At 76.0% G+C, this 25,548-nt stretch carries 23 protein-coding genes; 18 read left to right on the forward strand and 5 right to left on the reverse strand.

What is annotated here, in order from left to right:
- Positions 1–68 precede the first annotated feature (68 nt).
- From lon to BM242_RS08015, 3 genes are all read left to right on the forward strand, one after another.
- Positions 69–2,528 (forward strand): endopeptidase La, encoded by a 2,460-nt coding sequence (lon, locus tag BM242_RS08005; protein WP_093837994.1) that lies wholly within the window; start codon positions 69–71, stop codon positions 2,526–2,528.
- 139 nt (positions 2,529–2,667) lie between these two features.
- Positions 2,668–4,239 carry an AlkA N-terminal domain-containing protein gene (locus BM242_RS08010; RefSeq protein WP_093837995.1) on the forward strand — a complete coding sequence of 524 codons (1,572 nt, stop codon included), beginning with the start codon at positions 2,668–2,670 and terminating at the stop codon, positions 4,237–4,239.
- Complete coding sequence (locus tag BM242_RS08015) at positions 4,236–4,739, forward strand: methylated-DNA--[protein]-cysteine S-methyltransferase (RefSeq protein WP_093837996.1); 504 nt, start codon at positions 4,236–4,238, stop codon at positions 4,737–4,739. The genes BM242_RS08010 and BM242_RS08015 overlap by 4 nt, the downstream gene beginning before the upstream one ends.
- Positions 4,740–4,836: 97 nt before the next feature.
- On the opposite strand, the gene BM242_RS08020 is transcribed toward BM242_RS08015, so the two are convergent.
- Complete coding sequence (locus BM242_RS08020; protein ID WP_093837997.1) at positions 4,837–5,871, reverse strand: DUF2637 domain-containing protein; 1,035 nt, start codon at positions 5,869–5,871, stop codon at positions 4,837–4,839.
- A 183-nt stretch (positions 5,872–6,054) separates the two neighbouring features.
- Positions 6,055–6,918: a (2Fe-2S)-binding protein gene (locus BM242_RS08025; protein ID WP_093837998.1), complete on the reverse strand. Its 864-nt coding sequence runs from the start codon at positions 6,916–6,918 to the stop codon at positions 6,055–6,057.
- Positions 6,919–7,066: 148 nt separating this feature from the next.
- On the opposite strand from BM242_RS08025, the gene BM242_RS08030 reads away from it, so the two are divergent.
- The gene (locus tag BM242_RS08030; RefSeq protein ID WP_093837999.1) at positions 7,067–7,837 is read left to right on the forward strand and encodes a GntR family transcriptional regulator; all 771 of its coding nucleotides are present in this window, start codon (positions 7,067–7,069) and stop codon (positions 7,835–7,837) included.
- Between the two features lie 179 nt (positions 7,838–8,016).
- On the opposite strand, the gene BM242_RS08035 is transcribed toward BM242_RS08030, so the two are convergent.
- Complete coding sequence (locus BM242_RS08035; protein ID WP_425443820.1) at positions 8,017–8,811, reverse strand: hypothetical protein; 795 nt, start codon at positions 8,809–8,811, stop codon at positions 8,017–8,019.
- A gap of 254 nt (positions 8,812–9,065) precedes the next feature.
- Between BM242_RS08035 and BM242_RS08040 the strand changes: the two genes are divergently transcribed.
- On the forward strand, positions 9,066–10,148 hold the full coding sequence (locus BM242_RS08040) for a DUF3533 domain-containing protein (RefSeq protein ID WP_245833907.1): 1,083 nt from the start codon (positions 9,066–9,068) through the stop codon (positions 10,146–10,148).
- 49 nt (positions 10,149–10,197) lie between these two features.
- Here the strand turns inward: BM242_RS08040 and BM242_RS08045 are convergent, their stop codons facing one another.
- A complete protein-coding gene (locus BM242_RS08045) occupies positions 10,198–11,799 on the reverse strand; it encodes a PucR family transcriptional regulator (protein ID WP_093838000.1) in 1,602 nt (533 codons plus the stop codon).
- Between the two features lie 349 nt (positions 11,800–12,148).
- Here BM242_RS08045 and BM242_RS08050 point away from each other — a divergent pair, with 349 nt between their 5' ends.
- The 6 genes from BM242_RS08050 (at position 12,149) to BM242_RS08075 (ending at position 19,961) form a co-directional block, all read left to right on the forward strand.
- Positions 12,149–13,093, forward strand: coding sequence for an FAD binding domain-containing protein (locus tag BM242_RS08050; RefSeq protein WP_093838001.1), 945 nt, complete (start codon positions 12,149–12,151; stop codon positions 13,091–13,093).
- Positions 13,084–13,716, forward strand: coding sequence for a (2Fe-2S)-binding protein (locus BM242_RS08055; protein WP_093838002.1), 633 nt, complete (start codon positions 13,084–13,086; stop codon positions 13,714–13,716). Before BM242_RS08050 ends, BM242_RS08055 begins: the two co-directional genes overlap by 10 nt.
- Before the next feature lie 38 nt (positions 13,717–13,754).
- Positions 13,755–16,172, forward strand: coding sequence for a xanthine dehydrogenase family protein molybdopterin-binding subunit (locus tag BM242_RS08060; RefSeq protein WP_175541327.1), 2,418 nt, complete (start codon positions 13,755–13,757; stop codon positions 16,170–16,172).
- Between the two features lie 77 nt (positions 16,173–16,249).
- Positions 16,250–17,425 carry an XdhC family protein gene (locus tag BM242_RS08065; protein ID WP_093838003.1) on the forward strand — a complete coding sequence of 392 codons (1,176 nt, stop codon included), beginning with the start codon at positions 16,250–16,252 and terminating at the stop codon, positions 17,423–17,425.
- Positions 17,426–17,494: 69 nt separating this feature from the next.
- Complete coding sequence (locus tag BM242_RS08070; RefSeq protein ID WP_093838004.1) at positions 17,495–18,619, forward strand: winged helix DNA-binding domain-containing protein; 1,125 nt, start codon at positions 17,495–17,497, stop codon at positions 18,617–18,619.
- Between the two features lie 82 nt (positions 18,620–18,701).
- Entirely contained in the window at positions 18,702–19,961 is a 1,260-nt protein-coding gene (locus BM242_RS08075; RefSeq protein WP_093838005.1) for a PP2C family protein-serine/threonine phosphatase, read from the forward strand.
- Between the two features lie 52 nt (positions 19,962–20,013).
- Here BM242_RS08075 and BM242_RS08080 read toward each other — a convergent pair whose 3' ends face one another.
- Positions 20,014–20,718 carry a hypothetical protein gene (locus tag BM242_RS08080; RefSeq protein WP_093838006.1) on the reverse strand — a complete coding sequence of 235 codons (705 nt, stop codon included), beginning with the start codon at positions 20,716–20,718 and terminating at the stop codon, positions 20,014–20,016.
- A gap of 321 nt (positions 20,719–21,039) precedes the next feature.
- On the opposite strand from BM242_RS08080, the gene BM242_RS08085 reads away from it, so the two are divergent.
- The 7 genes from BM242_RS08085 to BM242_RS08115 all read left to right on the forward strand — a co-directional run bounded on the left by BM242_RS08085 (position 21,040) and on the right by BM242_RS08115 (position 25,524).
- A complete protein-coding gene (locus BM242_RS08085) occupies positions 21,040–21,384 on the forward strand; it encodes a DUF5955 family protein (protein WP_093838007.1) in 345 nt (114 codons plus the stop codon).
- 44 nt (positions 21,385–21,428) lie between these two features.
- Positions 21,429–21,704: a hypothetical protein gene (locus BM242_RS08090; RefSeq protein ID WP_093838008.1), complete on the forward strand. Its 276-nt coding sequence runs from the start codon at positions 21,429–21,431 to the stop codon at positions 21,702–21,704.
- Positions 21,701–22,111: a helix-turn-helix domain-containing protein gene (locus tag BM242_RS08095; RefSeq protein ID WP_093838009.1), complete on the forward strand. Its 411-nt coding sequence runs from the start codon at positions 21,701–21,703 to the stop codon at positions 22,109–22,111. The genes BM242_RS08090 and BM242_RS08095 overlap by 4 nt, the downstream gene beginning before the upstream one ends.
- Positions 22,112–22,221: 110 nt before the next feature.
- Positions 22,222–22,782: a 2-oxo-4-hydroxy-4-carboxy-5-ureidoimidazoline decarboxylase gene (gene uraD / locus BM242_RS08100; RefSeq protein WP_093838010.1), complete on the forward strand. Its 561-nt coding sequence runs from the start codon at positions 22,222–22,224 to the stop codon at positions 22,780–22,782.
- A complete protein-coding gene (gene uraH / locus BM242_RS08105) occupies positions 22,779–23,135 on the forward strand; it encodes a hydroxyisourate hydrolase (RefSeq protein WP_093838011.1) in 357 nt (118 codons plus the stop codon). Before uraD ends, uraH begins: the two co-directional genes overlap by 4 nt.
- A gap of 6 nt (positions 23,136–23,141) precedes the next feature.
- Entirely contained in the window at positions 23,142–24,134 is a 993-nt protein-coding gene (gene pucL, locus BM242_RS08110) for a factor-independent urate hydroxylase (RefSeq protein ID WP_093838012.1), read from the forward strand.
- 10 nt (positions 24,135–24,144) lie between these two features.
- Complete coding sequence (locus BM242_RS08115) at positions 24,145–25,524, forward strand: 8-oxoguanine deaminase (RefSeq protein ID WP_093838013.1); 1,380 nt, start codon at positions 24,145–24,147, stop codon at positions 25,522–25,524.
- Positions 25,525–25,548 lie beyond the last annotated feature (24 nt).

The raw sequence follows: 25,548 nt of genomic DNA on the forward strand, positions 1-25,548 counted from the left end.
CGGGGAACATCTTCCGCCCGCCGTGCATTGAGCATCGCAGACTCAAGTTAGCTGCGGATGGAGTGGTCATGACTGTTTCGCACGCCACGCTCACCCTACCGGTGCTGCCGCTCGACGGCGAAGTGGTGCTGCCCGGCATGGTGGTCTCCCTGGAGCTGTCCGACCGTGAGGTCCGCGCCGCCGTGGAAGCGGCGCAGGCCGCCGCCGGACCGGGCCGCAAGCCCGAGGTCCTGCTGGTCCCGAGAGTGGACGGCAGCTACCCCGGCATCGGCGTGCTGGCCCGCGTCGAGCAGGTCGGACGGCTGGCCGGCGGGGACCCCGGCGCCCTGGTCCGCGGCCTGCGCCGGGTCCGCATCGGCGCCGGCACCACCGGGCCGGGCGCCGCCCTGTGGGTGCGCGGCACGGTGGCCGAGGAAACCGTCCCCGACCCGCTGCCCGGCGCCCTGGCCGAGCTGGCCAAGGAGTACAAGGCCCTGGCCACCGACTGGCTGCGCAAGCGCGGCGCCTGGCAGGTCGTCGACCGCGTGCAGCAGATCGAGGACCTCGGCCTGCTCGCCGACAACGCCGGCTACTCGCCGTTCCTCTCCCTGGCCCAGCGGGTGAAGCTGCTGGAGACCACCGACCCGGCCGAGCGGCTGCGGCTGGCCACCGACCAGCTCAAGGAGCATCTCGCCGAGCAGGATGTCGCCGAGACGATCGCCAAGGACGTCCAGGACGGCGTGGAGAAGCAGCAGCGCGAGTTCCTGCTGCGCCGCCAGCTCGAAGCCGTCCGCAAGGAACTGGCCGAGCTGAACGGCGACCCGTCCGACGACGGCGAGGACTACCGGGCCCGGGTGGAGGCCGCCGCCCTGCCGGAGAAGGTCCGCGAGGCCGCGCTCAAGGAGGCCGGCAAGCTGGAGCGGTCCTCCGAGCAGTCCCCGGAGAGCGGCTGGATCAGGACCTGGCTGGACACCGTCCTGGAACTCCCCTGGAACACCGTCACCGAGGACGCCTACGACATCGCCGCCGCCAAGGCCGTGCTGGACGCCGACCACGCCGGTCTGGAGGACGTCAAGGACCGGATCGCCGAATATCTGGCGGTGCGCAAGCGGCGCGCCGAACGCGCCCCGGCCGCGGACGAGGGGAACGGCACCCGGCGCGACGGCGGCGCGGTACTGGCCCTGGTCGGCCCGCCGGGCGTCGGCAAGACCAGTCTCGGGCAGTCCGTGGCCCGGGCCATGGGCCGGAAGTTCGTCCGGGTGGCGCTCGGCGGCGTGCGCGACGAGGCCGAGATCCGGGGCCACCGGCGCACCTATGTCGGCGCCCTGCCCGGCCGCATCGTCCGGGCCGTCAAGGAGGCCGGTTCCATGAACCCGGTCATTCTGCTGGACGAGATCGACAAGGTCGGCAGCGACTTCCGCGGCGATCCGGCGGCGGCCCTGCTGGAGGTGCTGGACCCGGCCCAGAACCACACCTTCCGGGACCACTATCTGGAGGTGGAGCTGGACCTCAGCGATGTGGTCTTCCTGGCCACCGCCAACGCCATGGAGACCATCCCGCAGCCGCTGCTGGACCGGATGGAGCTGGTCCGGCTGGACGGCTACACCGAGGACGAGAAGGTCGCCATCGCCCGCGACCACCTGCTGCCCCGCCAGCTGCGCCGGGCCGGGCTGGCCGGCCCGTCCGGCGAGGGCACGGACGCGGACGGCGCCGGCGGGCCCGAGGTGCGGATGGCCGAGGCGGCGCTGCGCAAGCTGGCCGCCGAGTACACCCGGGAGGCCGGGGTGCGCTCCCTGGAACGGGCCATCGCCCGGGTGCTGCGCAAGGTCGCCGCCCGCAGCGAGCTGGGCGAGCAGCCGCTGCCGTACACCGTCACCGAGGAAAGCCTCCGCGACCTGCTGGGCCGGCCCCGGTTCGTGCCCGAGGCGGCCCAGGACCCGGCCGAGCGGCGCACCGCCGTGCCCGGGGTGTCCACCGGTCTGGCCGTCACCGGCACCGGCGGGGACGTGCTGTTCGTCGAGGCGTCGCTGGCCGATCCGGAGACCGGCGCCGCCGGGCTGACCCTGACCGGCCAGCTCGGCGAGGTGATGAAGGAGTCCGGCCAGATCGCCCTGTCCTATCTGCGCTCGCGCGGCGCCGAGCTGGAGCTGCCGGTCGGCGACCTCAAGGAGCGCGGCATCCATCTGCACGTCCCGGCGGGCGCGGTGCCCAAGGACGGGCCGAGCGCCGGCATCACCATGATCACCGCGCTGGCCTCCCTGCTCAGCGGGCGCCAGGTGCGGCCGGAGGTGGCGATGACCGGTGAGGTCTCGCTGACCGGCCGGGTGCTGCCGATCGGCGGGGTGAAGCAGAAACTGCTGGCCGCGCACCGGGCGGGGATCACCACCGTGATCATCCCCAAGCGCAACGAGCCGGATCTGGACGACGTCCCGCGGGAGGTGCTCCAGACGCTGCAGGTGCACCCGGTCACGGACGTCCGCCAGGTGCTGGAGCTGGCCCTGGAGCCCGCCCGCCGCAAGGTCGCGGTCGCCGCCCGAGCCGCCGCCTGAGCCGCCGCCTGAGCCGCCGCCCGCCCGGCCGCCGCCCCGCTTCCCCGGGGCGGCGGCCGGGCCGCGTGCCGCCCCGGCCGCCGCGGTGTCCGATTCCCGCCGGTCCGATGGCCGGGAAGCTGCCAGACTCGACCGGGTGATGGACGACAACACCAGGTACGAGGCGGTGCGCAGCCGGGACGGGCGCTTCGACGGGGTATTTTTCACCTGCGTCCTGTCCACCGGCATCTACTGCCGCCCGAGCTGCCCGGCGCGCACCCCGAAACGGGAGAATGTGCGCTTCCAGTCCTCGGCGGCGGCGGCCCAGGCGGCCGGCTTCCGGGCCTGCCGGCGGTGCCGCCCGGACGCGGTGCCCGGCTCGGCGGAGTGGAACGTCCGCGCCGACGCGGTGGGCCGGGCCATGCGGATGATCGCCGACGGGGTGGTGGACCGGGAGGGCGTCGCCGGGCTGGCGCGGCGGCTGGGCTACAGCGCCCGGCAGGTGCAGCGGCAGCTCACCGCCGAGCTGGGCGCGGGCGCCTCCGCGCTGGCCCGCGCCCAGCGGGCGCACACCGCCCGGCTGCTGCTCCAGACCACACAGCTGCCGATCACCGAGATCGCCTTCGCGGCCGGCTTCTCCAGCGTCCGCCAGTTCAACGACACCATGCGCGAGATCTACGCCCGCACCCCCCGTGAGCTGCGCCGGGAACACGCCTCCCGGACCCCCGTCCGCGCCGCCCGCGGTGCGGACGGCACCAGCACGCAGGGGCGGGTGGCGCTGCGGCTGGCCTACCGGGGGCCCTATGCGGCGCGGGAGATCTTCGACTTCCTGGCCCGGCGGGCCATCGCCGGGATCGAGGAGGTCACCGGCGAGCCGGGCGCCCGCACCTACCGCCGCACCCTGCGGCTGCCCTACGGCTGGGGCGTGACCGAGGTGGAGGAGCGCACTCCGCCCGGCGGCACCTGGCTGGACTGCCGGCTCACCCTCTCCGACCTGCGTGATCTGACCACCGCGGTGCAGCGCACCCGGCGCCTGTTCGATCTCGACGCCGATCCCGGCGCGGTCGCCGAACGCCTGGCCGCCGATCCGCTGGTCGGCCCGCTCGCCGCCCGCCGCCCCGGTCTGCGCTCGCCCGGTGCCGCCGAGCCCGGGGAACTGGCCGTGCGGGCCGTGCTCGGCCAGCAGGTCACCGTCTCCGCCGCCCGCACCCTCGGGGGCCTGCTGGTGGCGGCGCACGGCACCGCGCTGCCGGTGCGCGACGGCGGCCTGACACAGCTCTTCCCGGAGCCCGGGGAACTGGCCGAAGCCGCCCTGGCGGAGCTGCCCATGCCGGCCGCCCGGCGGGCCGCCGTGCGCACCCTGTGCGGCGCGCTGGCCGAGGGCGGTGTGGTGCTGGAACCCGGCGTGTGCCGGGACGAGACCGAGCGGGCGCTGCTGAACCTGCGCGGCATCGGTCCCTGGACCGCCGGCTACATCCGGATGCGCGCCCTGGGCGACCCGGACGTCTTCCTGTCCGGTGACGCCGGGGTCCGCCACGGCCTGCTGGCCGTGGCCGCGTCGGGCGCCTCCGATGCGGCGTGGCGTCCCTGGCGCAGCTACGCCGTGCACCACCTGTGGAACGCGCCCCCGGCCCCCGCACCGAACCGCGCACCGAACCCGGTGACGAACCCCGTGACTCACCCCATGACGGACCCCATGACGGACCCCATGACGAAGGAGCCCCGCCCATGACCACCCCGCTGCGGTACACCACGCACCCCAGCCCGCTCGGCGAGCTGCTGCTGGCCGGCCCCGAGCCCGGTGTGCTGGCGGGCGTCTGGTTCACCGGCCAGCGCTACGCCCCTCACGTCCGCCCCGACTGGCGCCGCGACGCCGCCGCCTTCCGCACGGCCGCCGGCCGGCTGGACGCCTATTTCGCGGGCGAGCTCAAGGAGTTCGGCCTGCCGTCCGCCGCCACCGGCACCGATTTCCAGCGGCGCGTCTGGGCCGCGCTGGACACCATCCCCTACGGCAGCACGGTCAGCTATGCCCGACTGGCCGTCATGGCCGGGCTGCCGGCCCGCGCCGCGCGGGCGGTGGGCGGGGCGGTCGGCCGCAATCCGCTCACCGTGGTCCGCCCCTGCCACCGGGTGATCGGCACCGGCGGGGCCCTGACCGGCTATGCCGGCGGCACCGAGCGCAAGCGCCGGCTGCTCACCCTGGAGGGCGTGCTGCGTCCGTCCGGCGGCTGAGCCGGAGCGGACAGGGCGGCGGCCCGGCGCCCCACCCCCGTCCGGGGTGGCGCCGGGCCGCCGCCCGATGCCCCTGGCCGGCCGCTGCCGGCCGGTCTCAGCCGAACTGCCGCTCTATGCGGGCCAGCTTCTCCTCCAGCGAGTCCAGCCGCGGTGCCTGGCTGTAGCCGCCGGCCGGGGAGGGGCCGGAGCCGAAGGAGGTGTCCGCCGTCGCGGCCCGCTGCCGCTCCACGGCCGCCCGGGCCGCCGCGCCCAGCCCCGATTCCAGCGCGGCCGGCTCGCCGCCGCCGGCCGGCTGCGCGCCGCCCGCCAGCTCCATCCGCTGCTGCCGTCCGCGCCCGAACAGCCGGTTCTGCCGGCGCAGCGCCGCGATCCGGGCCCGTTCGAGCTGGCGCTTCTCCCGCTCCCGCGACTTGGCGTCTTCCTTCTTGCGCTTCTCCTCGCGGACCTCGTCCACCGCCTCGTCCAGGGTGCGGACGTTCTCCAGCAGCATCAGCGACCAGGCGTTGTAGGTCTCACGCGGGGCGCGCAGCCAGCGCACGAACCGTATCTGCGGCAGCGGCCTGGGCACCAGGCCCTGCTCCCGCAGGGCGGCGCGGCGGGTCTGCTTCAGCGCCCGGTCGAACAGCACGGCCGCGGCCAGCGACATGCCCGCGAAGAACTGCGGCGCACCGGCGTGGCCGACACCGCGCGGCGCATGCACCCAGTTGAACCAGGCGGCGGCACCGGCGAAGACCCACACCAGCGTCCGGGAGGCGAGCGAGGCGTCGCCCTGGCTGGCCTCGCGCACCGCCATCACGGCGCAGAACATGGCGGCGCCGTCCAGACCGAACGGCACCAGGTACTCCCAGCCGCCGGTCAGGCCGAGGTTCTCGCGGCCGAAGCCCACCAGGCCGCGGAAGGACAGGGCGGCGGCCACGCCCGCACAGCAGAAGAGGAGGGCGTAGGCGGCGGTGGCATAGACCCGTTCCTTGCGGCGGCGTCTCTCCTCCATCCGCTCCCAGGAGTCCTCGCCCTCGTCATCGGTCTTCGCCTTCCGGCCGCGGGCCAGCAAGGCCACGGCCACGAGTGCACCGCCCAGCAGCACGGCGGCGGCCAGCACCCAGTTGAACTCTATGTCCGTCAGCGTCATCTCGGGATGTCCCCTGTCCGGCCAGCGCCGTAACTGTCCGTAACTGTTTGTGGTCTTTCGGCCGTGGTCTGTGGATCTGCGGAGCATCTTCGCCGAACGGCTTGCGTCATCCTGGTGATTCGGGCGAATGTCCCGCGAACGAGTGGTGTGCAGGGGATAGTAGAAGACTTTGTCGCGAAACTCCTAACGGATGCGGTTAAGTTGATCGATCCGTTGGCTGTCGCAGGTGCGCGGGCAGGTCGAACAGGTCTCGGCCGGCCGGAGCGTGTAGAAGAGACAGCAGGTCACCCGGTCCCGGGTGACGCCGTGTGACACCCCGTCGGAGCCGGTGAGTTCACGGAAACCGGCCCGGCCCGTATACGGCGCGGTGACGCCCGGCAGCAGCCGGCCGGCCGCGGCCACCGCCTCCCGTTCCCGGCCCAGAAGCTGCCCGAAGTACCACAGGCTGCCCGCCAGTTCATCGGTGGCCAGGCCCCACAGCGCGCGCCGGCCGCGCCGCAGATACGGACGGAACGCCTCCAGCAGCGGCTCCAGCAGGCCGGCCGCGGCGTCCCGCACGGCATCCCGCAGGGCCTCCTCGCCGGACACCGGCAGGGCCTTCGGCAACGCGCCCGCCGGGTCCCCGGGCAGGCAGTGGAAGGCGAGCCCGGGGCGGACCGTCACCCGGCCCCGTTCCGGGTGGACGGAGAGATCGGCGACGGTGATCCGGGGCACCCGGCGCAGCAGGAACCAGGGCACGGTGAACAGCGAGGCGGCCGGCCAGGCGTAGCGGTGCAGGGCGAAACCGGCCGCCACATCGGGGCGGGCCGGGGCGCCGTAGTCACGGTGGGCGCGCTCCTGCTCCCGGGCCAGGAATCCCTCCAGCGCCGCGCCGCCCGAGGCCAGTTCGTCCGCCCGCAGCCAGCCGTCGCCGTGGCGCGGGGCGCGCTCGGCGATCCGCAGGCCCGGCACCAGCGCGCCGGCCGTGTCGTACGCGGCGGTCAGCGGGGAGTCCGCGGGCGGGCCGGCGGGCAAGGCGGCGGGCGGGGCGGGGGCAGGCGTGGTCATCGGGCCACCGATCCTTGATCGTTAGCAGGCAAGCCTTACCTTACCTCCCCTCCGGGTCCGGCTATCGGGGGGTTTGATCTCGCGGCGGCAGGCCCTATGGTGCTCTGGGGCGGCGACGAGAGGGGCAGGAGGGGACAGGAACGGACGGATGGAACACACCCATATGGACGCGGCCATACGGTTCCCGGTGCGGACACCCCCGGCCACCGCGCCGTCCCGGCTGACCCCGCTGGCCACCGCCGCCACCGCAGTCCCCCCGGCCGCCACTCCGGCCGCGCCGGAGCCCGCCGCCGGGCCCGTCCGCTCCCTCCCCGCCCGGCACTCCGTCCGGGCCCAGATCCTTGAGGCGCTGCGGGGCGCGCTCGCCTCCGGCGAGCTGAAGCCGGGCGAGGTCTACTCGGCCCCGGTGCTGGCCGAGCGCTACGGCGTCTCACCGACCCCGGTGCGCGAGGCCATGCAGCAGCTCGCCAGCGAGGGGGCGGTCGAGGCGGTCCCCAACCGGGGCTTCCGGGTGGCCGGCATCAGCGCCCGTGACCTGGCCGAACTCGCCGAGGTACGGGCCGCGCTGGAGGTCCCGGCGGTGGGGCGGCTGGCCGGCGCGGTCCCGGAGGACGGCATCGCCGAGCTGCGGCTGCTGGCCCAGGACGCGGCCGAGGCCGCGGGCTACGGCTGCCGGGTCCGCTACGGGGAGGCGGATCTGCTCTTCCACCGGGCGCTGCTGGAGCTCAGCGGCAACCGGCAGTTGGTCACCGTCGCCACCGACCTGTTCCGGCGCGCCCAGCGTCCGGTCCCCGGCCGCCGGCCCCCGGGCACCGCCGAACTGCTGGCCGACGCGCTGGAGCATGTCGCCCTGATCGACGCCCTCGCCGCGGGTGACGCCGACACCGCCGCCCGCCTCACCCGCGAACACATCCGCTGACGGCGGACCCGCGCACCGCGCCCCACCGCGCCCCGCCGTGCCCGGCGCGGCGGCCATGGCACCGGCCGCCCTTCTCGCGGCGTGGCCGCCAGGCCCCGGCCGCGGGACCGGGCCGCCCGGGGTATCGGCCGGGAGGGCGCGCGGCAGCCGCGGGATGCGGCGGCCCGGCCGCCGGCGGCCTACGCGGCCAGGGCGGGGGCGAGCCAGTGCGGGACGTTGCCCAGGGTGCGGAAGAGCCGGCCGGCCTCCTCGCGCAGCCGCTGCGCCTCCGGCTCGGGCAGCGTCTCCGCCAGCGCGGTCAGCGCCGGCGCCAGTCCGACCAGAAACCCGGTCTGCTCCCGCAGCCGCAGCGACTCGGCGAAACTGTGCCGGGCCTCGGCCAGTTCGCCGTTGCGCAGCGCCAGCCCGCCCAGATGCCGCCAGGTGTAGGAGGCCAGCAGCAGATCGCCGCCGGCCAGCGCCGCCACATGGGCCCGGCGGTAGGCCGCCTCCGCGGCCTGCGGGCTGCCGCCCACATGCTCGGCCATCAGGCCGCGCCGGAAGTCCAGCCGGGCCCGCCACGGGCCCGCCGGGTCGAGCAGTGCCGCCGCCCGCCCCAGCGCCGCCCGCGCCTCGTCCGCGCGGTCCCGCACCTTCAGCCGGGTCGCGGCGTACGCCAGATAGCCCCGCCCGCAGGCGGCGGCCCCCCGTTCCTCGTCGTCCAGCGGCAGCGATTCCGCGGCACGCAGCGCCTCCTCCGCCCGTTCCCATCCCTCGGAGGTGAACAGGCAGCGTTCGACCAGCACTTCGGTGCGCAGCAGCGCCGCGCCGTGATCCCGGCCCGCGGCCGGTGCCAGCAGTTCCGCCGCCTCGTCCCAGCAGCCACGGGCCCGCAGCCGCCATACGGAGGCCGCCCGCGGGTCGTGGCCGTCCGGTCCTTCCGCACCACCCGGTCCGTGCGGACGGACGGTACGGGGTATGGCGGTCTCCGCCACGGTGCCCTCCTGTAGGCGCCTCGTCGAGCCATGGGAACCAAGGTCACTTTCTGCCGATGCATCTCAGCATGAACAGCACGGCCCGGCCAAGAGCCCTGCGTGAATGTATTCACAAGTGCGCGTGCCGGGTTGCCGCCGGCCGCCCGTCGTCCGGACAGCCCGTCTGAGGTGCCATGCCCCGGCGGCCCGGCCACCATGCGGGAGGGGGAGCCCTCCGGCCCGCTTCACCTCCCGCACGGCGAAAGGCAGCACAGATGTTCACGCAGACCGGGGAGAGACACACCACGGGGTCCGGCCGGGGCCCGGTGCTGCCGGAGGAGCCGGCCGGGGCGGTCCCGGTGCGGGCGGCGCTGCTGATCCTCGGTGTGCTGGCGCTCCAGCTCGGCTTCATCCTCTCCTGGACCGGGGCCCTCCACCGCCCCGAGCCCCGGCACATCCCGATCGCCGTGGTGGCGCCGGAGCAGATCAGAGCGCAGACGGCGGAACGGCTCGACGCGCTGCCGGGCGCACCGCTGGACACCGGGCACCGGGCCGCGGACCAGCGGGAGGCCCGCGCCCGGATCGAGAACCGGGAGATCGCGGGCGCCCTGATCGTGGACCCGGCCGCCACCACGGACACCCTGCTGCTGGCCTCCGGCGGCGGCGCCGTGCTCGCCGAGGCGCTCCGGGCGGCGGTCACCGGGGCCGCGGAGGCGGCCGGACGTGAGCTCCGGGTGGCGGATGTGGTCCCGGCCCGGGGCGGGGACAGCCGTGGGCCGGCACCGTTCTGCCTGGTGGCGGGGTGGTGCGTGGGCGGCTGTCTGGGTGCCGCGGCGCTGGCGGCCGGGGCCGGCGGCCGGCCCGCCGGTCCGCGGCGGGCCGGGCCCCGGCTGCTGGCGCTGGCGGCGTACGCGGTGGCCGGCGGGACCGGCGGCGCGCTGCTCGCCGGGCCGCTGCTGGGGGCGGTGCCGGGCGGTCTGCCGGCCCTGTCCGCGCTGGGCGCGCTGGTGGTGTTCGCCACCGGGGCGGCGACCCTGGCGCTCCACGGGCTGTTCGGCACGGCGGGCCTGGGACTGGCCGCCCTGCTGGTGGCGGTGCTGGGCGGTCCGAGCGCGGGCGGCCTCGCTCCGGGGCCGCTGCTGCCGCCGTTCTGGCAGGACATCGGCCCGGCGCTGATTCCGGGCGCCGGCGTCTGGTCGGTGCGGTCCGTCGCCTACTTCGACGGCCGGGCCATGGGCGGCCCGCTGCTGGTGCTGGCGCTGTGGGCGGTGGCCGGCACGCTGGTCGCCCTGCTGGCCGGGTCCGCCCGCCTCCGGGCCGCCGGCCGTGACCCCCTGGCCCGTGCCGTCCACGGCTGAGTCCCGCGCGGCCCGCGGTGGGCGGCGCCCTCGCCGGGCGGGGCGGCGTTCAGGTCAGGCGCAGGGCGAGGAAGAAGTCGACGCGGTCCTCCAGGCGGGTCAGGTCGCGGGCGGTGAGCTCCTCGATGCGGCCGATCCGGTAGCGCAGGGTGTTCACATGGACGTGCAGCCGCCCGGCGCAGCGGGTCCAGGAGCCGTCGCAGGCCAGGAACGCCTCCAGGGTGGGCATCAGTTCGGCCCGGTGGCGGCGGTCGTAGTCGCGCAGCGGGTCCAGCAGCCGGGCGGTGAACACCCGCCGCACCTCCTCCGGAACGAACGGCAGCAGCAGTACATGGGAGGCGAGTTCCTCGTCCCCCGCCCCGGCCACCCGCTCGCCGCGGGCCGCCGCCAGCCGCCGGGCGTGCCGGGCCTCCTCCAGCGCGCCCCGCAGTCCCTCGGCCGGGCCCACCGCCGCCGAGACCCCCACGGTCAGCCGTCCGTCCGGCGCCAGCCCCGCCTCCAGCGCGGCGCGCACCGGCTCCAGCAGGGCGCCGGCCCGCACCGGCGGCGCGCCCCCGGCCAGCGGCACCAGCGCCACCGCCTCCCCGGCGCCGTGCCCCACCGCCGCCCCTTCCGGCAGCAGCTCCTCCAGCAGCGACCGGGCCCCGGCGGCCGTCCCGGACGGTGCGTCCGGCCACTCCAGCCGGGCGCACACCACCTGCCAGGCCGACGGCCGGGACGGCGCCAGCACCCGCAGCCGGGCCGCCACCTCGGCCGCCGCCGCGCCCGCCGCCACCAGTTCCAGCACCTCCTGCGCCAGCCGCCGCCCCACCGTCCGGTCCGCCTCGGCGCGCAGCCGCTCGGCGGCGATCAGGCCGGCCACCCCGGTCAGCAGCGTGAGCCGCTGGGCGGGCCAGCCGGCCGGGTCGGAGGCCACCGCCAGCAGCCAGTCGGACAGCGCCGGGCGTTGTCGCACGTCGCCCGTTTCGCCGCGCACCGGCAGCAGCGCGTACACGGTGCCGTCCGGGCCGTCCGCCGGGACGCGCACCCGGTGGGGTCCCGGGCGTCCGGAGCGGGCCGTGGCGAGATGCCGCGCCAGCAGTTCGGCCGCCGCGCCGCGCGGCAGCGGCTCCGGCCCCGAGGCGGCGACCACCCGGCCGGACGGCGCCAGCAGCCAGGCCCGCAGATCGAGATCGGTGCCGAGGAGTTCCAGCACCGCCCGCGGGCCGCCGCCCGCCGGTCCGGCCGCCACCAGCCGCCGGTGCCGCTCCACGATGGCCGCCAGATCACCGGACCGTTCCCGGGAGACCCGGCGCACCACATACTCGGTGATCGCCGCGAAGCTCACCGCCTCGTCCACCGCGAACAGCGGCAGCCCGCTGCGGGCGCAGGCCGCCGCCAGATCGGGCGGCACCGCGCCCAGCTCCGCCTCACCCGCGGCCAGGCCCGCCACCCCCGCCCGGGCCAGGACGCGGACAAAGGGCTCGGAGTCGGCCGGGGAGCGGCGCCAGGCCAGGCCGGTCAGCACGAGTTCGCCGCCGGAGAGATAGCGGCTGGGATCGCGCAGATCGGTGGTCATCACCCCGCGCACCGGGCGGTCCAGCGCCTCCCTGTCACCGTGCAGCAGCCGCAGACCGAGACCGTCGGCGGCGAGCAGATCGTGCAGTCGCATGGGTGGTGGCACTCCGGTGCGGCGGGACGGGGGGCGAGCGGGACGGGCCGGGTGAGCGGGACGGACGGGGTGAGCGGGCTGAGGTGCCGCGACGCGCCGCGGCATGGAGGAACAGCCGGGGGCGGGGCGGCCGGTCATGCTCCCCTTTGGAGGAAACCACAACAACGGGCGCCGCCCGTAACCGGGGCTTCGGGCCTTCGGTGACTGTCCCGCGCCCCTGAGCGTCGCGTCTACTGGTAGGACAGCGGTCGGCCCGGCCCCGCTCCCGCACCCGGCCGTGCCACCCGGTCGCATCATCAGCCACGCCGGCGGGACGCCCGCCGCGCGCCAGACGGGAAGAGCACCGCGTATGGAATTCCTGCGCCCGGAATCCTGGGACGAGGCGCTGGCCGTCAAGGCCGAGCACCCCGCCGCCGTGCCGATCGCCGGCGGCACCGACGTCATGGTGGAGATCAACTTCGGCCGCCGCCGTCCCGGGCATCTGCTGGACCTGGGCCGGATCGCCGAGCTGTACACCTGGCAGCACCGGCCGGACGGCACCGTCCGGCTCGGGGCCGCCGTGCCGTACAGCCGGATCGTCTCCGGACTGGGCGCCGAACTCCCCGCCCTGGCCATGGCCGCCCGCACCGTGGGCTCCCCGCAGATCCGCAACCGCGGCAGCGTCGGCGGCAATCTCGGCGCGGCCTCCCCGGCCGGGGACGCCCATCCGGCGCTGCTCGCCGCGGGCGCCGAGGTGGAGGCCGAGTCGGTGCGCGGCCGGCGGCTGATCCCGGTGGAGGAGTTCTTCACCGGCGTCAAGCGCAATGCCCTGGCCCCGGACGAGCTGATCCGCGCCGTGCGCATCGCCCGGGCCACCGGTCCCCAGCAGTTCTCCAAGGCCGGCACCCGCAACGCCATGGTGATCGCGGTCTGCTCCTTCGCCGTGGCGCTGCATCCCGGCCGCCGCACGGTGCGCACCGGCATCGGCTCGGCCGCGCCCACCCCGGTGCGGGCCCGGGCCGCCGAGGACTTCCTGGCGGCGGCGCTGGCCGGCGGCGGCCACTGGGACGAGCCCGGCCGCCCGCTCGGCCCGGAGACGCTGCGGGAGTTCGGCGACCTGGCCGCGGCGGCCTGCGATCCCATCGACGACGTCCGTGCCACCGCGCGCTACCGCCGCCACGCGGTGGCCGTGATGGCGCGCCGCACCCTGGCCTGGAGCTGGCGGGCACACCGGGCGGCCGGGGCCGGGGAGGCGCCCGGGCCGGACAGCGCGATCGGACGAGACGACGACGAAGGAGACCTGGCGTGCGTGTGAGCTTCACCGTCAACGGCCGCCCGCAGCGGGCGGACAACGTCTGGGAGGGCGAGAGCCTGCTCCATGTGCTGCGCGAGCGGCTCGGCCTGCCCGGTTCGAAGAACGCCTGCGAGCAGGGCGAATGCGGCTCCTGCACGGTCCGGCTGGACGGCGTGCCGGTGTGCGCCTGCCTGGTCGCGGCCGGCCAGGCGGAGGGCCGCGAGGTGCTCACCGTGGAAGGGCTGGCGGAGTACGCCCGGCAGCGTGACCGGGCGCGGCCCGGGCCGGGCGGGCAGCCGCCGGGCACGGCACCCGGGCAGGCACCGGAGGAAGCACCCGCCGGGGAGGCGGGGGAGGCATCCGGGGAGGCATCCGCCCTGGCCCCCGTGCAGCAGGCGTTCCTGGACGCGGGCGCGGTGCAGTGCGGCTTCTGCACCCCAGGACTGCTGGTCGCCGCCGACGAACTGCTGGAGCGCAATCCGCAGCCCGCCGACGCCGATATCCGGGAGGCGCTGGCCGGCAACCTGTGCCGCTGCACCGGCTACGAGACCATCCTGGACGCCGTCCGGCTGGCCGCCGCCCGGACCACCCCCGCCGCCGCCCCGGCGGCGGCCGGCGACGGAACCGGGGAGCGGCCGTGCTGACCGGCGGCAGCGGGCCGGCCGGCGGCGGGCAGACCCCCGTGCGCACCGCGCCCGTCCGGGTGCCGACCCGGCTGACCCAGGGCTCGGACCCGGCCGCCCGCGGCGGCATCGGCGAATCCACCCCGCGCCCCGACGGCACCCTGAAGGTCACCGGCGAGTTCGCCTACTCCTCCGACCTGTGGCACGAGGACATGCTGTGGGGCGCCACCCTGCGCAGCCCGCACGCCCACGCCGGGATCCGCTCGCTGGACATCGCGGAGGCGCTGCGGGTCCCCGGGGTGCACGCCGTCCTCACCCATGACGACCTGCCCACCCCGGTCACCACCTACGGCCTGGAGATCTCCGACACGCCGGTGCTGGCCCGGGACCGGGTCCGTCACCACGGCGAGCCGGTCGCCCTGGTCGCCGCCGACCATCCCGAGACCGCCCGCCGCGCCGCCGCCCGTATCCGGGTCGAGTACGCCGCACTGCCGGTGGTGCACGACGAGGCCAGTGCGCTCGCCCCCGGCGCGCCGCTGCTCCATCCGGACCGCACCGACCACTACGCCCGCCGGGTCCCGCACCCCAACATCCTGCACCGCCAGCCGGTGCTGCGCGGCGATGTGGCCGCGGCCCGCGCCCGGGCCGATGTGATCGTCACCGGCGAGTACCGGATCGGCATGCAGGACCAGGCGTTTCTGGGCCCCGAGTCCGGCCTCGCCGTCCCGGCCGCCGACGGCGGCGTGGACCTCTACCTCGCCACCCAGTGGCTGCACGCCGATCTGCGGCAGATGGCTCCCGTGCTGGGCCTTCCCGAGGACCGGATCCGGCTGACGCTCTCCGGGGTCGGCGGCGCCTTCGGGGGCCGCGAGGACCTCTCCATGCAGATCCACGCCTGCCTGCTGGCCCTGCACACCGGCCGGCCGGTGAAGATGGTCTACCACCGCGAGGAGTCCTTCTTCGGCCATGTCCACCGCCACCCGGCCCGGCTGCGCTATGAGCACGGCGCCACCCGGGACGGCCGGCTCACCCATATGACCTGCCGGATCGTGCTGGACGGCGGCGCCTACGCGTCCACCTCGGCCGCCGTGGTGGGCAACGCCGCCTCGCTCTCCCTGGGCCCCTACGCCGTCGACAACGTCGAGATCGAGGCACTGGCCCTGTACACCAACAACCCGCCCTGCGGCGCCATGCGGGGCTTCGGCGCGGTCCAGGCCTGCTTCGCCTACGAGGCCCAGATGGACCGGGTGGCCGCCGCGCTCGGCCTGCATCCGGTGGAGTTCCGGCAGCGCAACGCCCTTTCCCGGGGCGCCCTGATGCCCACCGGGCAGCGGGTGGACGCCCCGGCCCCGGTGGCGGAGCTGCTGCGCCGGGTCCGCGACCGGCCGCTGCCGCCGGAACGCCCCTGGCAGACCGCCTCCGGCGGCGGGGAGGACGGCACCGGCGGCGTCGATCTGCGGGAGCTGCCCGGCGGGGTGTCCAACACCACACACGGCGAGGGCGTGGTGCGCGGCGTCGGTTATGCCGTGGGCATCAAGAACGTCGGCTTCTCGGAGGGCTTCGACGACTACTCCACGGCACGGGTCCGGCTGGAGGTGGCCGGCGGCGAGCCGGTCGCCGTGGTGCACACCGCCATGGCGGAGGTGGGGCAGGGCGGCGTCACCGTGCACGCCCAGATCGCCCGCACCGAACTCGGCGTCACCCAGGTGGCGCTGCACCCGGCCGACACCCGGGTCGGCTCGGCCGGCTCCACCTCGGCCTCCCGCCAGACCTATGTCACCGGCGGCGCCATCCGGCATGTCTGCGGCCTGGTGCGCGAACGGGTGCTGGAGCTGGGCCGGGAACGGTTCGGGGCCGCGCATCCCGGCTGGGCGGGCGACGGGCTGCGGCTGGCGGGGGGCAAGGTGGTCACGGCCGGCGGCGAGGTGCTGGCCGCGCTGGCCGATGTGCTGGGCGGGGAGGCGATCGAGCGGGAGAGCGAGTGGCGCCACCGGCCCACCCGGCCGTTCGACCCGCACACCGGGCAGGGCGACGGCCACGTCCAGTACTCCTTCGCCGCGCACCGCGCGGTGGTGGAGGTGGACACCGAGCTGGGCCTGGTCAAACTGGTGGAGCTGGCGTGCGCGCAGGACGTGGGCAGGGCGCTCAACCCGCTCTCGGTGACCGGCCAGATCCAGGGCGGCACGGTGCAGGGCATGGGGCTGGCGGTGATGGAGGAGATCCGCACCGACGCACAGGGCCTGGTGCGCAATCCGTCCTTCACCGACTATCTGATCCCGACCGTGCTGGACACCCCGGCGATCCCGGTGGAGATGCTGGAACTGGCGGACGAGCACGCCCCGTACGGACTGCGCGGGGTGGGCGAGGCGCCCACCCTGTCGGCCGGGCCGGCCGTGGTGGCGGCCATCCGGCAGGCCACCGGCCTGGCACTGCACCGGGTGCCGGTCCGCCCCGAGCACCTGACCGGCACGGACTGACGGCGGCGACGGCAGCGCGGCCGGCGCCGGAACCCACGGAACCCACGGAACCCATCACGGAGCAGGGGAGCAGGGTCATGCTGGACATCGCCGCCGAACTTGACCGGTGGTGCCGGGAGGGACGCGCCTTCGCGCTGGCGACGGTGGTGTCGGCCGGCGGCAGCGCGCCCCGGCAGCCCGGCGCGGCCCTGGCCGTGGACGCCGCCGGCACGGCCGTGGGCGGTGTCTCCGGCGGCTGCGTGGAGGGCGCGGTCTACGAGCTGTGCCGGCGCTCCCTGGAGCGGGGCACGGTGCAGCGCGAACGCTTCGGCTACGGCGACGCCGAGGGCCTGGCCATCGGTCTGACCTGCGGCGGCACCATCGAGGTGCTGGTCACGCCGTACCCCGCCGAGTCCTCTTGCGCCCGCGTCCTCGCCGCCGCCGCGGCGGGCGCCGCCGCCGGCCGGGCCGGCGCCTTCGTGCTGGCCACCGGCGGCCCGGCCGGGCTGCCCGGCCGGGCCCTGTACGTACCGGCGGACGCACCGCATCTGGGCACCCTCGGCGGGCCGCCGGAGCTGGACCGGGAGGCCGCCGCACAGGCCCGTGCCGAACTGGCGGCCGGCCGCACCGGCCCGGTGACCGTGGGCGCGGGGGGCGCGGCGGGCAGCCGCTGCGGCGAGCCGGTCACCCTGCTGGTGGAGAGCAGCCTGCCGCCGCCGCGCATGCTGGTCTTCGGCGCCGTGGACTTCGCCGCGGCACTCACCCGGGCCGGCCGCTTCCTGGGCCACCGGGTCACCGTCTGCGACGCCCGGCCGGTGTTCGCCACCGCGGACCGCTTCCCCGAGGCCGACGAGGTGCGCGTCGCCTGGCCGCACCGCTATCTGGACGAACAGTGGGCCGCCGGGCTGCTGGACCGCCGTACCGCGGTCTGTGTGCTCACCCACGACACCAAGTTCGACATCCCGCTGCTGCTGCGGGCGCTGCGGCTGCCGCTCGCCTATGTCGGCGCGATGGGCTCGCGCCGTACCCACCGGGACCGGATGCGCAGGCTGCGCGAGGCCGGGCTGGGCCGGCCGGAGCTGGCCCGGCTGCGCTCCCCGATCGGCCTGGACCTGGGTGCCCGCACTCCGGAGGAGACCGCGGTGTCCATCGCCGCCGAGATCGTCGCCCTCCGCCACGGCGGCACCGGCCGCCCCCTGACCACCCTCACCACCCCCGTGCACTCCCCCCAGCCCCAGCCCCGGCCCCGGTCCGCAGCCGCCGCCGGCCGGTGACCGGAGGCGCCGAGGCGCGCCGTCGCCCTGCGGACGGAAAGTGACCGCAATGCGGCCTAGGGTCGGGGCATGGCGACGAACACCGCGCCGGGCGGAGTACTGACGCTCCGCGAGCTGAACCGTGCCCTGCTCGCCCGGCAACTGCTGCTGCGCCGCTCGGAGCTGACCGCCGCGCAGGCCGTGCGGCACCTGGTGGCCCTGCAGACCCAGGTGCCGCACAACCACTACACCGCCCTCTTCAGCCGCCTCGCCGGCTTCGACCCCGAGGACTTCTCCCGCCGCTTCGCCGCCCGCGAGTTCGTCCGCATCGCCCTGCTGCGCAACACCATCCACACCGTCACCGCCGATGACTGCGTGGCGCTGCGCCCGCTGTTCCGGCCGATCATGGAACGCCCCATGCCCGGCACCTTCGCCCGGCACCTGGGCGGGGTGGACCAGGCGGCCGTCGCCGCCCGCGCCCGGGAGCTCGCCGAGCAGCAGCCGCGCACCTGGCAGGAGCTGGGCACCGCGCTGCTCCCTCAGTGGCCGCACAGCGATGCGCGGGCCCTGGGCATGGTGGCCCGGCAGCGGCTGCCCATGGTGCAGACCCCGCCGCGCGGCCTGTGGCGGCAGGGCGGCCTGCCCCGGCACACCACCGCCGAGCACTGGCTCGGCCGCCCCCTCGCCGCCCCGCCCGGCCTCGGCCCGGACGCCCTGGTGCTGCGCTACTTCGCCGCCTTCGGCCCGGCCTCGGTCAAGGACCTCCAGCTGTGGTGCGGCCTGACCCGGCTGCGTCCCGTGGTGGAGCGCAACCGGGACCGCCTGGTCGCCTTCCGGGACGAGTCGGGCACCGAGCTGTTCGATCTGCCCGACGCCCCGCGGCCGTCCGCCGGGACTCCCGCGCCGGTCCGCTTCCTGCCCGAGTTCGACAACATCTTCCTCGGCCACGCCGACCGCTCCCGGATCATCTCGCCCGCCGCCCGCAACCGCACCTGGAAGGGCAACCAGGCGTTCCCCGTGCTGCTGGTGGACGGCTTCGTCCGCGGCATCTGGCGCCTGGAGAGCGAGCGGAACCGGGCCACCCTCACCGCCACCGTCTTCGGCGACCCGCTCACCGCGGGGCAGCGCGCGGACGCCGGCCGGGAGGCCGCGCGCCTGCTCGCCTTCCACGCGCCCGGCGCCGCCGTCCACGACCAGCGCTGGCGGCGCGGCTGACCGGCGGCCGACCGCTCGCGCCCGGGGCCCGGCGGCCCTACGTTGGGAAGCGGACGCACAGCCCTCGGAAGGGAAGGCTGCCGTGGCCTCGCCGGTCGACTACGCCGCGGTCTTCGCCGCGGCTCCCAATCCGTATCTTCTCCTGGGCCCGGACCTCGTCGTGGTGGACGCCAATGACGCCTATCTCGCCGCGACCGGCCGGAGCCGGGCGGAGCTGACCGGAAAACATCTCTTCGAGGCCTTTCCGGACAACCCCGCCGATCCCGGGGCCTCGGGGGTGCGGAACCTCCGGGAATCGCTGGAACGGGTACTGGCGACCGGCCGCACCGACACCATCGCGCTGCAGAAGTACGACATTCCGGCCGAGCACGCGCCCGGCGGCTTCGAGGAACGCTGGTGGTCCCCGTCCAACACGCCGGTGCTGGGCCCGGACGGCAGGGTCCGGTGGATCATCCACCGGGCCGAGGACGTCACCGCCTTCACCGGCCGGCGGCCCGCCCCGCTGCCCGGCCCGGTCCCGGTGCCGGGGGACGGCGCGGGAAGCAATGCGGTGCGCGCCCTGGAGGCGGAGCTGTATGTGCGGGCCCGCGAGCTGATCCGGCTGAACGACGAGCTGTGCGAGTCCCACGACCGGGAGCGCGAGGTGGTGATGACCCTCCAGGAGTCCATGCTCCAGGCCCCCGACCTGGCCCGGCACCACAACATCGCGGTGCGCTATCTGCCGGCGGTCAGCTCGATGAACATCTGCGGCGACTGGTACGACGCGGTCGATCTGGGCGAGGACCGGTTCGCCGTGGCGGTCGGCGACGTGGTCGGCCACGGCCTGGAGGCCGCGGCCGTCATGGGCATGCTGCGCAGCGCGCTCAGCGCCGCCATCCGCGCGCTGGCCCGGCCCGCCCCGGCCCTGGAGGCGCTCGGCGGGTACGCGCGGTCGGTGGAGGGCGCGATGGGCACCACCGCCGTGCAGGTCCTGGTCGACACCGGCAACCGGCTGCTCACCTACAGCAGCGCCGGGCACCCGCCGCCGCTGCTGGGCCACCCGGACGGCAGCCTGGAACTTCTCGACGGGGCCACCGATCCGCCGCTGGCGGTCCGTCCGCAGCATGTTCCCCGGCCGCAGGCCAGCCTGCCGTACGCCCCGGGGGACACCCTGCTGCTCTACACCGACGGGCTGGTCGAACGGCGGGGCGAGGACATCGACGTGGGCGTGACCCGCCTCGGTGATGTGCTGGCCGGCTGTCACGGCCGGGCCCCCGGGGAGATGGCGGACACCCTGCTGGCCGGGCTGGGACTGTCCGGCGGCGGCCCGGACGATGTCGCCCTGGTCGTCGTCTGCCTGTGAGCTGCCCGCCGGGCCCGGCCGGTGCTGGGCGGACCGGTGCGGGGCGGAGCCGTCAGCGGCGGTCGCGCAGCAGGGTGTCGGCCGCGTCGTTCACCGGCTGCGGCGTGCCGGTCAGGTCGAGCACGAACAGCGGCAGCCGCAGTTCGTCCGCCCGGCTGCGGGCCTCCCGCTCGTAGCCGGCCAGCGAGAAGGCCACCGCGGTCAGCGACTCGGCCATGCCGTGCAGCCACAGCGTCTCGATCTCCCGCGGCCCGGTCGGCGAGGTGGCCGGGTTCACCTGGCCCACCACCTCGGGGCCGCGCAGATCGAGATCGGCCTCCCGGCGCGGCATGGCCGACCGCACGTCCGCGAAGCCCAGCCAGCGCAGGAACTGCTCGGCGCAGGCCACCGCGTCGCAGGCGGTGCGGATGGTCAGCGGCCGGAACGCGGAACGCTCCGCCCGGGGATCCTCCGCCGCGTCCGCCGCCTCCGCGTCCTCCCCGGTGCTGCCGTCCTGCCGCCCGGGCACGGCGGCCAGCCGTACCGTTGTCCCGCACGGGCAGCAGAACTCCGGCTGCGGCCACTGGCCGGGCCGCCCGCACGCCGGGCAGTCCACCTCCGTCCAGGAATCCGCCCAGGAGCGGTGGCGCACCCGCACCGGCACCGCGTCGCGCAGCGGCACGGCCACCGGCGCGCCGCAGCCGCACGGATACTCGGACGGGATGAAGGCGTGCTCCCGGCGGCACGCCGGACAGCGGACGGGCACGCTCTTGGCCATGGTGCGCTCCAGCTCCGGACCCGGCTCGGACGGCGGACGAGGGCGGTCGGCCCCCAGTGTGGCCGATTCCGCGGCGGGCGCGCAGCGGTTCCGATCACGGCAGGGGTAACTGTTCGGCCACGGAACGGAATCGGGGAACATCCCGGTGCGGGCGCCCGCCGTTTACCTGGATGTGACACAGATTTTTGCCCTCCGTGTGGCGGGATGCGCGGACAGTGATATTTACTGTTCTCGTCCGGCGCGCGGGGGCGCTGTGAGCACCGCATCGTTACGGCGCCCGGAAGGTCCGGGTGCCGCCGGGAGACGGCAGGGGAGGGCCGAGTGGCCGCCGGAATCGATCCTCGGCTGGATGAGCTCCGCGGCGCCGTGATCCGCACGCGCATCGCGCTGGAGGCGTACCGCTCACCGCTCACCGACCGCGCGGTCGCCGAACGCGAGCTGGCCGTCATGGAGTCACTGACGGACGGCATGCCGCGCACCGGTGCCGCCGCACGGGCCGCACAGGCCGCGGATCCGGAGGGGGCCGCGCTGCGGCACAGTCTGCTGATGATCTTCGGAGCGCTGGGCTCGGTCAGTGCCCTCACCCCCGAGCTGGGCGAACTCCGCCGCGCGGTGGACCGGTTCGGGGTGCCCGCGCAGCGCGTCCCGGCCGCCGGCCGGAGCTGAGCCGGTCCCGGGACGGCCGGCGCCGTCCGCGCTACGTTGGCCGCGTGCGACTGAGACTGGAATTCACCACCGAGCCGTTCGATCTGGACGAACTGCCCCGCCACGCCGAGGTGGCCCGCCGGGTGATACAGGACGCCCCGCTGGACGCCGTGGACGTCGGCCCGTTCGGCAACTCCGCGGAAGGGCCGGCCGAGGAGGTGCTGGCCGCCGTCCAGGCGCTGCTGCGCCGCTCCTTCGCGGCCGGCGCCACCCGGGTCTCGCTCCAGGTCAGCGGCCTGGCCGAGGACCGGCCGGGACCGGCGGAGGCGGCCGGGCGATGACCGTCGATCCGGACCGCCGGGCGTTTCTCGACGCGGTGCAGCCGCTGGTGGACGCGATCGGCGGCGAACTGCTTCCCCCGGACCGGGCCCGCGCGGACGACGTGGTGCTGAGCTGGGCGGGGCGGGAGGCGGCGGCGGTACGGCTGCCGCAGCTCTCGGAGTCGCTGGAGCATCTGCTGCACGACCTCCGGCGGCGGCACGGCCGGCCGCTGTCCCAGCTCGACCGCAAGGCCAAGCAGTCGGTGGTGCGGCAGCTCGAGGCGCGGGGCGCGTTCGCGCTGCGGCACTCGGTGGAGACCGCGGCGGCGGCCCTCGGGGTGAGCCGCTTCACCGTCTACAACTACCTCAACCGGGAACCGGCCGGCGGGCGGGACGGGGGCCGGGCCGGGGAGGGCACGCCGCCCTGACTTCAACAGATTGTTGACTCCGGCCCGGTCGGGTGGCTTAGCTGTACCCCGCGCGTGCGGCCGTCCGCGCGCCCCCAGCTCGCACCCGCCCGCGCCGGAGGTGCCCGCCCGTGACCCAGCGTCTCCCGACTCCGCCCGCCTCCGGGCTGTCCTGGCTCAACACGGCCGACGACGGCCCGGCACGGCGGGCCCTGCTGGACGTCTGCGCCTGTCGCGCCTGGGCCGGGACACTGCTGCGCGGCCGGCCCTACCCGGACCCGGAGGCCCTGCTGGCCGCCGCCGACGCGGCCGTGGCCGCGCTCACCGCCGAGGAGCTGGCCGAGGCCCTGGCCGGGCATCCGCCGATCGGCCGCCCGGCACCCGGCGACCCGCGCTCCGCCCGGGAACAGCGCGGCATGGCCGGCGCCGCCCCGGCACTCCGCGCCGAGATGCTCCGGCTCAACCTGGCCTACCAGGAGCGGTTCGGCCATGTCTTCCTGATCTGCGCCACCGGACTGACCGCGGGCCGGCTCCTGGACGCCGTCCGGGAGCGGCTGGGTAACCCGCCGGAGACGGAACGCGAGATCGTGCGCACCGAACTCGGCAGGATCAACCGCATCCGGCTCGGCCGGCTGCTGCGGGCCGCCGCTCCCGCGGCCCCGGCCGGCCCGGAGGAAGGACACCCCCGATGACCAGTGCCGTCCCCGCCGGCTCCCCGGCCACCGTCTCCACCCATGTGCTGGACACCGCCGCCGGACACCCGGCCCGCGGCCTCGCCGTCACCCTCGCGGTGCGGGAGAGCGACACGGGGGAGTGGCAGCCGCACGCCACCGCCGTCACCGACACGGACGGCCGCTGCACCGGCCTGCCGCCGCTGCCGCCCGCCGCCGGCCGGGCGCGGCTGGAGTTCGCGACCGGCTCCCACCCGGCCGGCGCCGGGTTCTTCCCCCGGGTCACCGTCGTCTTCGCGGTCACGCCCGGCGAGCACCACCATGTGCCGCTGCTGCTCAGCCCGTACGGCTACACCGTCTACCGGGGGAGCTGACCGCCGATGCCCGCCGACCTCCCGCCGCCCGGCCGCCCCGCGCTGCTCGGCCAGAACCAGTACGGCAAGGCCGAGACCCGGGTGGTGCGCGTCACCCGCGAGGGCCGCACCCACCACATACGCGATCTCAGCGTCTCGGTGGCGCTGTCCGGCGACCTGGACGACACGCACTACGCGGGCCGCAACGCCGCCGTGCTGCCCACCGACACCGCCAAGAACACCGTCTTCGCCTTTGCCAAGGAGTACGGCATCGACTCCGCCGAACAGTTCGGCATCCTGCTCGCCCGGCACTTCGTCACCGCCACCCGCACCGTCCGGCGGGCCCGCGTCCGGATCGAGGAGTACGCCTGGGACCGCATCGGACCCGCCGCTGGAGGCACCGCTGCCGGGGAGCCGGCGCGGCACTCCTTCGTCCGCCGCGGCGACGCCGTCCGCACGGCGCAGATCAGCTACGACGGGGACGGCTGGGAGGTGCTCGGCGGGCTGAAGCACCTCACCGTGCTCAACTCCACCGACTCCGAGTTCCACGGCTTTCTCAAGGACCGCTACACCACCCTGCGGGAGGCGTACGACCGCGTCCTGGCCACCGAGATCAGCGCCTGGTGGCGCCACCGGGGCACCCTCGGCGGTCCGACGCCCGGAGAGCCGGACCACCCGGCCGCCGAGGGCGCCGCACCGGACGACCGCGACTGGGACGCCTGCTGGCACCGGGCCCGGAGCAGCCTGCTGGACGCCTTCGCCACCACCTACTCCCACTCGCTCCAGCAGACCCTCTACCAGATGGGCGCCCGGGTGCTCGCCGACTGCCCCGGCATCGAGGAGATCCGGCTCTCCCTGCCCAACAAACACCACTTTCCGGTGGATCTGACCCCCTTCGGCCTGACCAACGACAACGAGGTCTACTTCGCGGCCGACCGCCCCTACGGCCTGATCGAGGCCACGGTGCTGCGGCCCGGCGCAGCCGCCCGCATCCCCGCCGACCTCACCAACCTGCCCTGAGGAGCGCCGCATGGCGGACCGTCTGGTCATCGAGAACTGCGCCGTCGCCACCGTGGACCCGGCCGGCACCGAGCATCCGGCCGGTCATGTCGTGGTCTCCGGCGGCCTGATCGAGGCGGTCGGCCCCGGACCGGCCCCGGACGCCCTGGCCCGCGGGGCGGCCCGCCGTATCGACGCCGCCGGCCATCTGGCCACCCCGGGCCTGGTCAACACCCACCACCACTTCTACCAGTGGCTGACCCGCGGGCTGGCCCAGGACCACAGCCTCTTCGACTGGCTGGTCGCCCTCTACCCCGTGTGGGCCCGCATCGACGAGGAGATGGTGCACGCCGCCGCCCGCGCCTCGCTCGCCATGATGGCCCGCGGCGGGGTCACCACGGCCATGGACCACCACTACATCCACCCGCGGGGCGGCGGGGACCTGCTGGCCGCCGGGATACGCGCCGCCCGCGAACTGGGCCTCCGCTTCACCGCCGCCCGCGGCTCCATGGACCGCGGCGAGTCGCAGGGCGGCCTGCCGCCCGACTTCGCCGTGGAGACCACCGAGCAGGCCCTGCTGGCCACCGAGGCGGCCATCGACACCCACCACGACCCCGGCTTCGGCGCCATGCTGCGCATCGCCGTCGCGCCCTGCTCCCCGTTCAGCGTCTCCACCGGACTGATGCGCCAGTCCGCGGCGCTGGCCCGCCGCCGCGGCGTGCGGCTGCACACCCACGGCTCGGAGACCGTGGAGGAGGAGAAGTACTGCCACGAACTGTTCGGCATGGGGCCGACCGCCTACTTCGAGACCACCGGCTGGCTGGGCGAGGACGTGTGGATGGCGCACTGCATACACCTCTCCGACTCCGACATCGCCGCCTTCGCCCGCACCGGGACGGGGGTGGCGCACTGCCCGTCCTCCAACGCCCGGCTGGCGGCGGGCATATCGCGGGTGCCGGATCTGCTGGCCGCCGGCGTGCCGGTCGGGCTGGGCGTGGACGGCACCGCCTCCAACGAGACCGGTGAGCTGCACACCGAGATGCGCAACGCCCTGCTGATGCAGCGGCTCGGCCCGCACCGGGAACACGCGCTGACCACCCGGGCCGCGCTGCGGCTGGGCACGGCCGGCGGCGCCCGGGTGCTGGGCCGGGAGCGGGAAACCGGCTCGCTGGAGCCGGGCAAACTGGCCGATCTGGTGCTGTGGAAGCTGGACGGACTGGGCCACTCGACCATCGGCGACCCGGTGGCCGCGCTGGTGCTCGGGCCTCCGGCACCGGTGACGCTCTCCCTGGTCGGCGGACGCCCGGTGGTCGAGCACGGCAGGCTGGTCACCGCCGACGAGGACGGGATAGCCCGCGCCGCCCGCACCGAGGCGCACCGCCTCGCCGCCCTGGCCGGCCTCGCCTCCTGAGCCCGCCGCCCGCCCGCCTGCCCG

The sequence above is a fragment of the Streptomyces aidingensis genome (assembly GCF_900112355.1).
Lineage (GTDB): Bacteria > Actinomycetota > Actinomycetes > Streptomycetales > Streptomycetaceae > Streptomyces > Streptomyces aidingensis.

What these genes read in the sequence shown, in the direction of transcription:
- BM242_RS08015 (WP_093837996.1), top strand. Translation starts at nt 4,236, where the DNA reads ATGACCACCCCGCTGCGGTACACCACGCACCCCAGCCCGCTCGGCGAG.
- BM242_RS08115 (WP_093838013.1), top strand. Translation starts at nt 24,145, where the DNA reads ATGGCGGACCGTCTGGTCATCGAGAACTGCGCCGTCGCCACCGTGGAC.
- BM242_RS08050 (WP_093838001.1), top strand. Translation starts at nt 12,149, where the DNA reads ATGGAATTCCTGCGCCCGGAATCCTGGGACGAGGCGCTGGCCGTCAAG.
- pucL (WP_093838012.1), top strand. Translation starts at nt 23,142, where the DNA reads ATGCCCGCCGACCTCCCGCCGCCCGGCCGCCCCGCGCTGCTCGGCCAG.
- BM242_RS08040 (WP_245833907.1), top strand. Translation starts at nt 9,066, where the DNA reads ATGTTCACGCAGACCGGGGAGAGACACACCACGGGGTCCGGCCGGGGC.
- BM242_RS08095 (WP_093838009.1), top strand. Translation starts at nt 21,701, where the DNA reads ATGACCGTCGATCCGGACCGCCGGGCGTTTCTCGACGCGGTGCAGCCG.
- BM242_RS08070 (WP_093838004.1), top strand. Translation starts at nt 17,495, where the DNA reads ATGGCGACGAACACCGCGCCGGGCGGAGTACTGACGCTCCGCGAGCTG.
- BM242_RS08025 (WP_093837998.1), bottom strand. Translation starts at nt 6,918, where the DNA reads ATGACCACGCCTGCCCCCGCCCCGCCCGCCGCCTTGCCCGCCGGCCCG.
- BM242_RS08030 (WP_093837999.1), top strand. Translation starts at nt 7,067, where the DNA reads ATGGAACACACCCATATGGACGCGGCCATACGGTTCCCGGTGCGGACA.
- BM242_RS08080 (WP_093838006.1), bottom strand. Translation starts at nt 20,718, where the DNA reads ATGGCCAAGAGCGTGCCCGTCCGCTGTCCGGCGTGCCGCCGGGAGCAC.
- lon (WP_093837994.1), top strand. Translation starts at nt 69, where the DNA reads ATGACTGTTTCGCACGCCACGCTCACCCTACCGGTGCTGCCGCTCGAC.
- BM242_RS08010 (WP_093837995.1), top strand. Translation starts at nt 2,668, where the DNA reads ATGGACGACAACACCAGGTACGAGGCGGTGCGCAGCCGGGACGGGCGC.
- BM242_RS08045 (WP_093838000.1), bottom strand. Translation starts at nt 11,799, where the DNA reads ATGCGACTGCACGATCTGCTCGCCGCCGACGGTCTCGGTCTGCGGCTG.
- BM242_RS08065 (WP_093838003.1), top strand. Translation starts at nt 16,250, where the DNA reads ATGCTGGACATCGCCGCCGAACTTGACCGGTGGTGCCGGGAGGGACGC.
- uraH (WP_093838011.1), top strand. Translation starts at nt 22,779, where the DNA reads ATGACCAGTGCCGTCCCCGCCGGCTCCCCGGCCACCGTCTCCACCCAT.
- BM242_RS08020 (WP_093837997.1), bottom strand. Translation starts at nt 5,871, where the DNA reads ATGACGCTGACGGACATAGAGTTCAACTGGGTGCTGGCCGCCGCCGTG.